Genomic DNA, 11,642 nt, shown 5'->3' with positions numbered 1-11,642 from the left:
CATGAACTTCATCGGCGCGCCGGGCGCAGGGCTGGCGATCGCGCTCGAGAACCTGTTCCCGCCGCTGCCGAGCGAGGTCATCCTGCCGATGGCGGGCCTGGCCGCCGCCCGCGGCTCGTTCTCGCTGTTCGAGGCGCTGGCGTGGACCACCGCCGGCTCGGTCGCGGGCGCCTTCGCGCTCTACGCTCTGGGCGCGTGGCTCGGCATCGATCGCCTCCGCGCGCTCGTGCGACGGATGCCGCTGCTCAAGGTCGAGGACGTCGACCGCACCGTCGCGTGGTTTCAGCGGCACGGGGGCAAGGCCGTCTTCTTCGGGCGCATGCTGCCGATCTTCCGGAGTCTCATCTCGATCCCTGCGGGCGTCACGCGCATGCCGCTGTGGCGCTTCGGCCTGCTGACCTTGGCGGGATCGTTCATCTGGAACGCCGTCTTCGTCCTGTCCGGCTACCTGCTGGGCGATCAGTGGCACATCGTCGAGGAGTACGCGGGCGTGCTGCAGTACGCGGTGATCGCGGTCGCGGCGACGGCCCTCGTCTGGTTCACCGTGAACCGCGTGCGCCAGCTGCGCGGCGCGTCGGCCGACAGCGACCCGGCCTGACACGGAGCCCCCGGGGCGGTTCCGCTCTCAGCCCGGCCACAGATGTGCCCCGCGTAGACTGGCGGGGTGCCCGCTGACCGCCTCCACCTCGTGCGCCACGGCGAGGTCCACAATCCCGGGCGGGTGCTGTATGGGCGACTTCCGAACTTCCGGTTGAGTGCCGCCGGGCGTGAGATGGCTCGCAGCGCCGCCGCCTATGTGCAGGGATCGGGCCGGCCGGTGAGCGCCCTCTACGCCTCGCCGCTGCAGCGCACCCAGGAGTCGGCCGAGCCTTTCGCCGAGGCCTTCGCGCTCGATCCGATCATCGACGAGCGCGTGATCGAGCCCACCAACGTCTTCGAGGGCAAGCGCATGACGCGCGCCGTGCTCAACCCCCTCAACTGGCGGTATCTCGCGCGTCCCGAGATCCCCAGCTGGGGCGAGCCGTATGCGCAGGTCGTCGCCCGCATAGATGCCGCGATGAGCGAAGCCTGGAACGACGCCGACGGTGGCGACGTCGTCATCGTCTCCCATCAGCTGCCGATCTGGGTCACGCATCTCTCGGTGGCCGCTCAGCCGCTGCGTCACGATCCGCGCAAGCGCCGCTGCGCCCTGTCGAGCATCACGAGTTTCGAACGCGCCGGCGGCCGCTGGCGCGAAGTCGACTACGCCGAGCCGGCCACGACGGCTCACGCGGTGGATGTGGGAGCGGTATGAAGCATCGGACGACCGCGCGGCTGGCGGCATCCCTTCTCGCCCTGGCGCTCGGCGCGGGCTTGGCGGGATGCAGCAGCGCGAATGACGACCTCGCGAACCAGTACAAGCAGGGCGACGGCAAGGGCTACATCTCCGGCGACGGCAGTGTGCAGGAGATCGCCCCCGGCGACCGCGGCGGTGCGGTCTCGTTCAGCGGCACCGCGGTCGACGGGGCCACGGTGACGAACGCCGACTACGCCGACAAGGTGCTGGTCCTCAACTTCTGGTACGCCAACTGCGGCCCCTGCCGCGCGGAGGCGCCGACGCTCGAGAGCACCTACCAGGCGGTACAGCCGGCCGGTGCCGAGTTCCTCGGTGTGAACATCTACGACGGGCCCGAGGGCGCGAAGGCGTTCGACGAGAAGTACAACATCACCTACCCGTCGCTGCTCGCCAAGGACGACGCCGACCTCAAGCTCGCGTTCGCGTCGTGGACGCCGCTGCAGTCGGTGCCGATCACCCTCGTGCTCGATCGGCAGGGCCGCGTCGCGGCGCGATTCATCGGCCGCGTCGAGAGCGAGTCGATCCTCAAGACGATCATCAACGACGTCGTCGCGGAGACCACGTGAGCGACGTCGTCTTCAGCGGCGCGCTCTGGCTCGCGATCCCCATCGCGATGCTCGCGGGTCTCGTGTCGTTCCTGTCGCCGTGCGTGCTGCCGCTCGTGCCCGGCTACCTCGGGTTCCTCGGCGGGGCCTCCGGGGGAGCCGGCAGCCGCAGCGGTCGTCCGACGCGCACCGGCCGCGGCCGGTTGCTGCTGGGGGTGGCGCTGTTCATCGCCGGGTTCACGGTCGTCTTCGTCGCGATGGGGGTGCTCGCCGGAACCCTCGGCCGCTTCTTCCTGCAGTACGGCGAGGTGCTCACGCGCGTGCTGGGCGTCGTCGTGATCATCATGGGCCTCGTCTTCCTCGGTCTGTTCGGCTTCGCGCAGCGCACGATGAAGCCGCAGGTGCGCAGCGGTCTGGGACTGGTCGGCGCGCCGCTGCTGGGCGTGGCGATGGGCATCGGCTGGGCGCCGTGCATCGGCCCGACCTACGCGGCGATCCTCTCGATCTCCCTCACCCAGGCCGACCCGACCCGCGCGGTGCTGCTCGCCGTCGCGTACTCGCTGGGACTCGGCATCCCGTTCCTGCTGCTCGCGGTGGGCTTCGGCTGGGCGACCCGCTCGGTGGCGTTCCTGCGTCGCCACATCCGCGCCGTCAACATCATCGGCGGCGTGCTTCTGATCGTGCTCGGGCTGCTCATGGTCACCGGGCTCTGGACCGCGGCGATGTCGCAGCTCACGGGGGTGATCGGCGGTGTCGAACTCCCGCTCTGACGGCACGGGCACCAGCGATCCGCTGCGTCCGGCCGACCACGCGGATGCCGCGACGCCCGCCGCCGCCATCGCCCAGCCGCAGCTGGGCCTGATCGGCTGGCTGCGGTGGGGCTGGCGGCAGCTGACGAGCATGCGCACGGCGCTCGTGCTGCTGCTGCTGCTCGCGATCGCGGCGATTCCGGGTTCGATCGTGCCCCAGCGCACCGCCGACCCCAACGGCGTGCTGCAGTACAAGACCGACAACCCGGGCCTGTTCCCGATCCTCGACGGTCTGCAGCTGTTCGACGTGTACTCGTCGGTGTGGTTCTCGGCGATCTACATCCTGCTGTTCATCTCGCTGATCGGCTGCGTGATCCCGCGCACCAAGCACCACTTCAATGCGCTGCGTGCCCGCCCGCCGCGCACGCCCGCGCGCCTCTCGCGCCTGGACGACCACGCCGAGGGGGAGCGCATCGTCGCTCCGGGACAGGATGCCGAGGCGGCCGCCGTCGCCGCGGTCGAGCTCGCTCAGGCCCAGCTGCGCAAGGCCGGCTACCGCGTCGAGCGCTACGACACCGCCGCGACGGCGAAGCGGCCCGCGACGGCATCCGTGTCGGCCGAACGCGGCTACGCCCGTGAGACCGGCAACCTCGTCTTCCACGCCGCGCTCGTCGGCGTGCTCATCTCGGTCGGCGTCGGGGGCGGCCTCACCTACACGGGCCAGACCGTCATCGTCGAGGGCGACAGCTTCGTCAACTCCCTCGGCCTCGGCTACACCTCGTTCAACCCCGGTCGCTTCGTCGACACGAACGCGCTGCCGCCGTATTCGCTGACCCTCGACAGCTTCGACGTGAATTACGTGCCCATCGGGCAGGCCGGTCAGGGGCAGGCCGGGGACTTCGCCGCGAACCTCACCACCCGCGAGCCGGGACACGACCCGCAGCAGCAGACCGTGCGGGTCAACCATCCCATCGACATGGCCGGCGACCGCGTCTACCTCATGGGCAACGGCTACGCGCCGACCATCACGGTGCGAAACCCCGCGGGCGACGTCGTGCTGCACGAAGACGTCGAGTTCCTTCCGCAGGGCGCGACGATGACCTCGCTCGGGGTCGTCAAGGTCCCCGACGGGCTGTCGCAGCAGGTCGGTCTCGTCGGGTTCTTCTATCCGACGGCGGTCAAGATGGACACCGGTGCGCTGACGTCGTACTATCCGTCGCTGGCGAACCCCGTGCTCACCCTCGACGTGTACACGGGCGACCTCGGCATCGACGACGGCACGCCCCGCAACGTCTACGCGCTGGATGTCAGCGGCATGACGCAGCTGACGGGCCGCAAGATCGACGTCCCCTCGCTCGAGCTGGCGCCGGGGCAGACCGTCGATCTGCCGAACGGTCTCGGCACGATCACGTTCGACGACGCGACCGCCAGCGGAGCCCGCGAACAGGTCAAGCGCTACGTGTCCCTGTCGATCCACCGCGACGTCGGCGCGCCGTGGGTGCTCGGCTTCGCGATCGTCGCCCTGACGGGACTGCTCGCGGCGCTGTTCATCCCGCGCCGGCGCATGTGGGTGAAGGCCACGCCGGGTGACGGTGTGGTGCATCTCGAGTACGCCGGTCTCGCCCGCGGCGAGGACCCCGCGATCGCGGTCGCCGTCGCCGACCTCGTCCGCGACCACGGCACGGCAATGGATGCCGCGGGCACGGCCGGGTCGGCGGGCGAAGCGGTCGCGGCATCCGAGGGTCAGGCTGGCGGCCCCGGCCGGTCGTGACCGGTCCGGGCCACAGCACGCCGACGTAGACTGATCGTCATGCCCGACGGCCTCCCTCTCGACGAAATCTCCCGGCTCCTCGTCTGGACCGCGGTCGCGATCTACGCGCTCGCGTTCATCGCCTACGCGATCGACCTCGGACGCCGCTCCGACATCGCCATCCAGCAGAAGGATGCCGCGAAGCAGCGCGAGCTGGTCGGCGCGGTCGCGGGCGTCTCGGCATCCGGGTCGACCGCGCTCGGCGGGTCTCTCGATGAGATGCGGGCCGAGCAGCAGGCGGCCAAGGCGGAGCTGGAGGCGCCGCTGGCTCGTCGCACGCGATACCTGTGGGCGCGCATCGGCACGTCGCTGACGGTGCTCGGCTTCCTCTTCCACGTCGCCGGCGACGTGCTGCGCGGCGTCGCCTCGGGCCGCGTGCCGTGGTCGAACATGTACGAGTTCGCCCTCACCGGCACGATGCTGATCGTCGCCGTCTACCTGGTCGTGCTGTTCAAGTACGACCTGCGCTTCCTCGGCACCTTCATCACCGGGCTCGTCGTCGTGCTGCTCGGCGGCACCGTGATCTGGTTCTACACGGCGGTCGTTCCCCTCTCGGATCCGCTGAAGAGCGTGTGGCTCGTGATCCACGTGTTCGTGGCGTCACTCGCGACGGCGCTGTTCGCGCTCGCTTTCGCGCTGTCGGTGCTGCAGCTGATGCAGACCCGCCGGGAGCGGCTGGCGATCGCGGCGTTGTCCGCATCGGACGAGGCCGTCGCCGCCGCGCCGCGCCGCCGCGGCCTGCGCTTCCTGCGGACGCTGCCGGCCGGCGACGTCCTGGAGGCGCTGGCCTACCGCTTCACGATCATCGGCTTCATCTTCTGGACCTTCACCCTCATCGCCGGATCGATCTGGGCCAACGACGCGTGGGGACGCTACTGGGGCTTCGACACGAAGGAAGTGTGGACCTTCGTCATCTGGGTGCTCTACGCCGGTTACATCCACGCGCGGGCGACCCGCGGCTGGCGAGGCACCCGTTCGGCGTGGCTGTCCATCGTCGGCTTCGCCGCGGTGATGTTCAACTTCACGATCGTGAACCTGTTCTTCAAGGGCCTGCACGTCTACAGCGGCCTGAACTGAGCCCGCGCCGCGGGCGCCCGGACGGAGACGTCCGCACGGTCGCCGGGCCGGTGTGAGCTGCAGAAAACGGCTCGCGCTGCGGATGTTGTCGCAGCGCGAGCCGTTTTGTGGCGCGGGGGCGCGGGGTCAGGCCAGGGCGGGGGATGCCGCGAGCAGCGCCCGGGTGTTCGCCGTCCGGCGGCGGGTCACCGCGATCGTCGTGGCGACGAACGCCAGTGCCGCCCACGCGATCATGCCGGCGAGTCCCGCACCGAGGCCGCCGGCGGGAGTGATCGCCGCCAGCAGTGCGGTGTAGGCGGGGGCGGTGGGCATGACTCCCGCGATGGAGGCGAGCACGCCGGGGATCGTCGAGACGATCCCGGTCGCCACCGCGAGCACCCCGACGAGCGTCGAGATCCAGCGGCCGGCGCCCCCGAAGACCGCGACCAGCGCCTGGTTGACCGCCGCGAACGAGACACCGGCGACGACGGCGAGGCCGGCGAACGCGAACCAGGTGCCGGCGTCGTAGTTCGCCGCGATCTGGGCGACTCCCGCGACGAGCAGACCCTGGGCTGCTCCGATGCCGGCGGCCGGGGCGAGACTGCGCAGCGCCAGGAGCACCGACGGCCGCCGCGAGCTCAGCGCGTGCCGCGGCACGGCCTGAAGCGCGATGAACGACCCGAGGCCTCCGAACCACAGCGCGAGCATCGCCAGGAGCGGGATCGCGGATGCACCGAAGAGGTTGGTGCCGATGCCGTCCGCGCTCACCGGGTTCGCGACGACCTTGGCGGTCGCATCGGCCTGCTGCTGCGAGTAGGTCGGGATCTGCGACACCGCCGAGTCCAGACCCTGCGCGAGCGAGCTGGACCCGGTGGCGAGCTGGTTCACGCCGGTGCTGAGCTGGCTCGCACCGTCGGCGAGCTGCGTGGCGCCGTCGGCGAGCTGCGAGGCGCCCGTGGACAGTCCGGTGGCGCCGGTGGCCGCCTGGCCGATGCCGCCGGCGAGCTGGCCGAGGCCGGACTGCAAGGACTGCGCACCGCCGGCGAGCTGGTTCACTCCCTTGACCGTCTCGGGGACGGCTTCGTTCTTCAGGCCGTTCGCGTACCCCGCCGCGTAGCCCGCGTTGGTTGCCGATTGCGTGACACCGTCGGCCAATGAGCTCAGCGCGACGCAGACGGCACCCTGTTCCGGCGTCGTCGGCGTCTGCGGTGGGATGCAGTGGTTCGCGACGAGCAGCTCCTGGTACGTGCCTGCGAGCTTCTGGGTCGCGGACGCTGCCGCCGACGCGTACTGCGCCGTGGTCGACACCGTGCCGCCGAAAGTTTTCGGATCCGTGGAGGTGAACTGCGCGGACAGCTGTGTCAGTCCATCGGCGAGCTGGCCGGCTCCCGCCGCGGAATCGTTGGCGCCGGTCGTCAGCTTGTCGAGCCCCGACGACAGGTCGCTCGCCCCGGTGCCGAGCTGCCCCGCGCCCGAGGCGAGCGCGGTGGCACCGCCGGGCAGCTGTGCGGCGCCGGTGGCCGCCTGCTGCGCGCCGCTCGCGAGCTGGTCGGCGCCGCTGGCGGCCTGGCCGAGCTGGTCGTGCAGGTTCGTGAACCCCATGAGCACATTCGTCAGGTACTGCTCGGAGACGGCGCTGCCGAACACGGATGCCGCCGTCTGCGTGATCGTCGCGGTGATCGCTGCGTCGACGACGCGGCCGTCCGGCGCGGTCTGCACCTGGATGGTGGCCTTCTCGGGCGTCTTGCCCGGTGCGGTCGAGGTCGCCGCGGCGGAGAAGTTCTCCGGAATCGTGATCACGGCGTCATAGCTGCCGTCGGCGAGGCCCGTGGCCGCATCGTCGGTGTTCGAGATCACCCAGTCGAGGTTGCTGGGCACATCGGGGGAGCCCTCCACCAGGCCGGCGGTGAGCTGGCGCCCCAACGGCGCGGTCTGCCCGTTGATCGTGACCGGCTTGTCGTTGTTGACGATCGCGGCGCGGACATTGTCGAGACGCTCGGTGGGGTTGTAGAGCGCCGCGAGCAGGATGCCGCCGATCAGCACGGGCAGCAGGAGCACCCCGAGCAGGGTGAGCCAGGTGACGGGGCGACGGGAGCGGGCGCGTTCGAGGGAGAGAGTCATGCGGAGATCACCTGCGTGTGAGAGTCGGCGGTGCCGGTGGTGAGCGCCAGTGCGGTCACGCTCTGGCGATGGGCGTCGGCGAGCACGTCGAGGGCGGGGCCCTCGCGACGGGCGGAGGCGACGATGGTGAGCGGATGGGTCGGAGCGCCGCCACGGGCGGTGCGGGCTGCGGCGCGCTCCTGCGCATCGCGCAGCAGCGCGGCGGCCTGATCGCGATCGGCTCCGGTCAGGGTGTCGAGACCGTCGATGGCGACCATGGTGGTTCCGCCGGCGAGCGCTCGCCGCAGCTCCGTGAGGGGCGCGGCGGCACCGTCGAGCAGCGCGACGCCGACGTGCGCGCGCACCCAGGCGCCGCGTCCGGGCAGCAGGTGGCCCGCGACACGCAGGCGCCCCTCGCTGGGATCGACCCGACCGGCGACGGTGAGGACGAAGGCGCGACCGGCGCGCGGGTCGGCCGCTGTCGCCAGGAGCGTGCCGCCCTGCTCGAGCCGGATGGACTCGGCATGGAAGAGCGTGATGTCACCGACGCCCGAGCCGCCCTCGACGCGCACGGACAGCTCGTCCGCTGCCAGCGCGCCGGTGTAGCCGGGCTCCGGCCACGCGGTCAGGGCGAGCTCGCGCTCGACGGCCTCGCCCTCGATGTCGAAGTGCGGCAGTGCGCGGTCGAGCCACCTCGGCATCCACCAGGCTTTTTCGCCCAGCAGCGCCATGATGGCCGGCCCGAGCGTCATGCGCACCAGGAAGGCGTCGACGGCGATGCCGACGGCGAGCCCGAGCGCGATCGGTTTGATCGACGTATCGCCTCGGGGATGAAGGGCGGGAAGACCGCGAACATGATGACCGCGGCGGCCGTCACCACGCGCGCCGACGCCGTGAACCCGCTGCGCACGGCGCCGACGGCCGTCTGCCGATCGGCTCGTCCGCCGCGAGCGCGGCGGGTGTGCACGTAGTCCTCACGCATGCGCGAGACGAGGAACACTTCGTAGTCCATGGCGAGCCCGAACAGCACGCCCATGAGGATGATCGGCATGAAGCTGATCACCGGCCCGGTCCGCGTGACGTGCAGCGCGTCGGCCAGCCAGCCCCACTCGAACACCGCCGCGACGGCGCCGAAGGCGGCGAGGATGGACAGCAGGTAGCCGAGGGTCGCCTTCAGCGGCACCCAGATCGAGCGGAACACGATCATCAGCAGGATGAACGACAGTCCGACGACGAACAGGCCGAACGGCACCAGGGCGGCGCCCAGACGGTCGGAGATGTCGATCGCGATCGCCGTGAAGCCGGTGACCTTGAGGTCGATGCCGTACTTCTGCAGCCATTCGTCGTGGTGGGCACGCAGCTCTCGCACGAGGTCGGCCGTCTGCGGGGCATCCGGTGCCGTGGTCGGCACGATCTGGACGAGTCCGGTGTCGGCGGTCTGGTTCGGGGTCGCGAGGGCGACCGTCTTCACGCCCGGGATCTTCTCGACGTCGGCCTTCAGGTCGGCCATGAGCGTCAACGGGTCGGTCGAGGTGACGATCGTGCCGGTGAGGATGAGCGGCCCGTTGGCACCCGGGCCGAAGTGCTCGGCGGTCAGGTCGTAGGCCTGTCGCGCCTCGCTCGACGCCGGCTGCATGCCGGCGTTCGGCAGCGCGAGCTGCAGGCTCGATGCGGGAATCGCCGCGACACCGAGCACGAGGATCACCGACAGGGCGCTGACCACCGGATGCCGGGTGACGAGCGCCACCCACGGGTTCGTCTTCTTCGAAGCTGCCGACGCCGGTGCGGCGCTGTCCTCGGCATCCCCCCGCGTGCGCGCCGCGCGGCGACGCCGTCCGAGCGGGATGCCGCGCCCCAGACCCCGCGGCCACCCGGCGACACGGCCCTTGGCGAAGCCGAGGAGGGCCGGCGTGAGGGTGACCGCGACCGCGACGGCGACGGCGACGGCGCCCGCGGCCGCCAGGCCCATGGTGGTGAGGAAGGGGATGCCGGCGAAGCCCAGGCCGACGAGCGCGATCAGCACCGTGACGCCGGCGAACATGACGGCGGAGCCGGCGGTGCCGGTCGCGCGTGCGGCCGACTCCTCGGGATCGATACCGGCGCGCACCTGGTCCTGATGTCGCGCGACGATGAACAGCGCGTAGTCGATGCCGACGGCCAACCCGAGCATGATCGCGAGCATCGGCGTCGTGGAGGACACCGTCGCGAAGGCCGTCGAGGCGAAGATCAGCACGACCGAGAGCACCACCCCGATGATGGCGCTGACGAGGGGGAACCACGCGACGGCGAGGGAGCGGAACGTGACGATGAGGACGAACAGCGCCACGAGCACGCCGATGATCTCCGTCACCGACAGGCTGGGCAGCGAGGTCGAGAACAGGTCACCACCGACCACGACCGTCGACCCCGCGGGGAGGGCTGCGCCGAGACTCGTGGCCATGTCCTGCAAGGCGGTCTTCGTGGCGGCGGGGACGTTGGTGACGGTGCCCTCGAACTGCAGGCGGATGAGCGCGGCCTGACCGTCGTCGCTGACCATGCCGGTCACGTTCTTGTTGAACGGATCGGTGACCGCCAGCACCCCGTCGAGCTTTCCGAGATCCGTGACGGCGGTCGCGATCTGGCCGCTGTAGGGCTCGTCGTCGACGTGTTGACCGGGCGCCGCCACGATCACGTACTGCGCGCTGGTGCCGGCTGCCTGGGGGAAGGTGCGGTTGAGGAGCTCCAGGCCTTCCTGGCCCTCCGTCCCCGGGATGGAGAAGGAGTTGTCGAACCCCTTCACGGCGCCCGTGGCGACACCCACCCCGACGGCACCGCCGATCACGCCGAGCAGCAGCAGCCACGACACGAGGACGCGCCAGGAGTGGCGGTACGACCAGCGGCCGAGCGAAAACAGAAGTGTGGACACGGGGTGCTCCGGTTCAGACGTTCGGGACAGTGACGGACAGGGAATGTTCGATACACCGCTGTATCCGATACACAGATGTATCCTAAGAGCAGGGATTCGCGCAATCCTGAGCACTCGATGTGAACTGAGACGCGACAACGGCGGCGGCGCCGTCGTCGAGGGAGGGAGGGACCGTGACCGACATCGCCGACCGCACGGATGCCGCCCGCCCGCCCAGCCAGCGCCGGGAGCAGACCCGCGCTCGACTGCTGGATGCCGCTCACGAGGTCTTTTCGGAGGTCGGCATGGATGCCGCTTCGGTGGAGGCGATCTGCGAGCGGGCCGGCTTCACGCGCGGCGCGTTCTACTCCAACTTCGAGACGAAGGACGAGCTGTTCCTGGCGCTCGTCACGCGACTGTCGGACGCCAAGCTGGACGCGGTGGAGAGTCGCGTGCAGCGCCTCTCCGCGGATGGCCAGATCGACATCTCCGATCTCGTCGGTCATCTCGGAGCCCCGTTCGGCGAGGAGATGGATCCGCACCTGCTGACCGAGATCCGCGCGCAGGCTCTGCGTGACCAGCGTCTGGCCGAGGCCTTCCTCACCCTGCAGCGCCGCGTGCTCGAACGCATCGAGGGCTTTCTGCAGCACATCGTCGCGACCTACGGTCTCACCCTGCGGATGCCGGTGCGCGACGCGGCGCGCGTGCTCCTCGATGTCTCGAACGAGACCTGCACGACGGCGACGCTGGAGGGCAAGTCCTCCGACAGCATCACGGACGACCTGCGTCGCCGGATCGAAGCCCTGGTGCCGGCGCTCGTCTCCGACGGCGGCGCGGCCGCGTTCCGCTCCTAGCGGCTCCTCGACCTCCTAGAGCTGTGCGGCGCAGCGCTCGAGCCGCTCGAGCCACCAGGCGCGACGGTCGGCGGATGCCGCGTGGCGGGCCAGGAGCGCGGCATCCGGTGTCACCCGGCCGACCGGCAGGCTGCCGTCGACGGGCCGGAGAGGTGCGCGCGTGACGTCGGCGGCGAGCAGCGACGCGGTGCCGAGGCCGCAGTCGTAGGGGAGATCCGGCAGGGCGGCGGCGAGGGCTGCCCCCATCGCGAGTCCGACGCTCGTATCGAGGGCGCTGGAGACCACGGCGGCAAGCCCCGCCTCGTCGA

8 protein-coding genes and 2 pseudogenes are annotated in these 11,642 nt (G+C 70.8%); 7 read left to right on the top strand and 3 right to left on the bottom strand.

Translation table 11 applies throughout. The features are described from left to right. The first annotated feature begins 1 nt into the window (after window position 1). From I5I_RS05505 to ccsB, 6 genes are all read left to right on the top strand, one after another. The gene (locus tag I5I_RS05505; protein WP_036317449.1) at window positions 2-598 is read left to right on the top strand and encodes a DedA family protein; all 597 of its coding nucleotides are present in this window, start codon (window positions 2-4) and stop codon (window positions 596-598) included. A gap of 66 nt (window positions 599-664) precedes the next feature. Further along, window positions 665-1,294 carry a histidine phosphatase family protein gene (locus I5I_RS05500; protein WP_036317447.1) on the top strand — a complete coding sequence of 210 codons (630 nt, stop codon included), beginning with the start codon at window positions 665-667 and terminating at the stop codon, window positions 1,292-1,294. Beyond that, complete coding sequence (locus I5I_RS05495; protein WP_036317445.1) at window positions 1,291-1,902, top strand: TlpA family protein disulfide reductase; 612 nt, start codon at window positions 1,291-1,293, stop codon at window positions 1,900-1,902. Before I5I_RS05500 ends, I5I_RS05495 begins: the two co-directional genes overlap by 4 nt. After that, window positions 1,899-2,651, top strand: coding sequence for a cytochrome c biogenesis CcdA family protein (locus I5I_RS05490; RefSeq protein ID WP_036317443.1), 753 nt, complete (start codon window positions 1,899-1,901; stop codon window positions 2,649-2,651). Before I5I_RS05495 ends, I5I_RS05490 begins: the two co-directional genes overlap by 4 nt. Next, window positions 2,632-4,401, top strand: a complete 1,770-nt coding sequence (gene resB, locus I5I_RS05485) for a cytochrome c biogenesis protein ResB (protein WP_036317442.1) — start codon at window positions 2,632-2,634, stop codon at window positions 4,399-4,401. Before I5I_RS05490 ends, resB begins: the two co-directional genes overlap by 20 nt. Before the next feature lie 39 nt (window positions 4,402-4,440). Further along, the gene (gene ccsB / locus I5I_RS05480; protein WP_036317441.1) at window positions 4,441-5,517 is read left to right on the top strand and encodes a c-type cytochrome biogenesis protein CcsB; all 1,077 of its coding nucleotides are present in this window, start codon (window positions 4,441-4,443) and stop codon (window positions 5,515-5,517) included. 126 nt (window positions 5,518-5,643) lie between these two features. On the opposite strand, the gene I5I_RS05475 is transcribed toward ccsB, so the two are convergent. Beyond that, on the bottom strand, window positions 5,644-7,617 hold the full coding sequence (locus I5I_RS05475; protein ID WP_036317440.1) for a YhgE/Pip family protein: 1,974 nt from the start codon (window positions 7,615-7,617) through the stop codon (window positions 5,644-5,646). Next, a pseudogene (locus I5I_RS05470) lies at window positions 7,614-10,501 on the bottom strand (MMPL family transporter). Before I5I_RS05470 ends, I5I_RS05475 begins: the two are co-directional and overlap by 4 nt. Window positions 10,502-10,674: 173 nt before the next feature. Between I5I_RS05470 and I5I_RS05465 the strand changes: the two are divergent. Beyond that, window positions 10,675-11,334, top strand: coding sequence for a TetR/AcrR family transcriptional regulator (locus I5I_RS05465; protein ID WP_036317438.1), 660 nt, complete (start codon window positions 10,675-10,677; stop codon window positions 11,332-11,334). Between the two features lie 15 nt (window positions 11,335-11,349). Here the strand turns inward: I5I_RS05465 and I5I_RS16025 are convergent. After that, window positions 11,350-11,642: pseudogene (locus I5I_RS16025) on the bottom strand (o-succinylbenzoate synthase); the annotation flags it as partial.

The organism is Microbacterium sp. B24, assembly GCF_000333415.1.
In the GTDB taxonomy this organism is placed as follows: Bacteria; Actinomycetota; Actinomycetes; order Actinomycetales; family Microbacteriaceae; genus Microbacterium.
The sequence above is the reverse complement of the archived record's forward strand: the minus strand, read 5'-3'. Positions and strand labels throughout refer to the sequence as shown.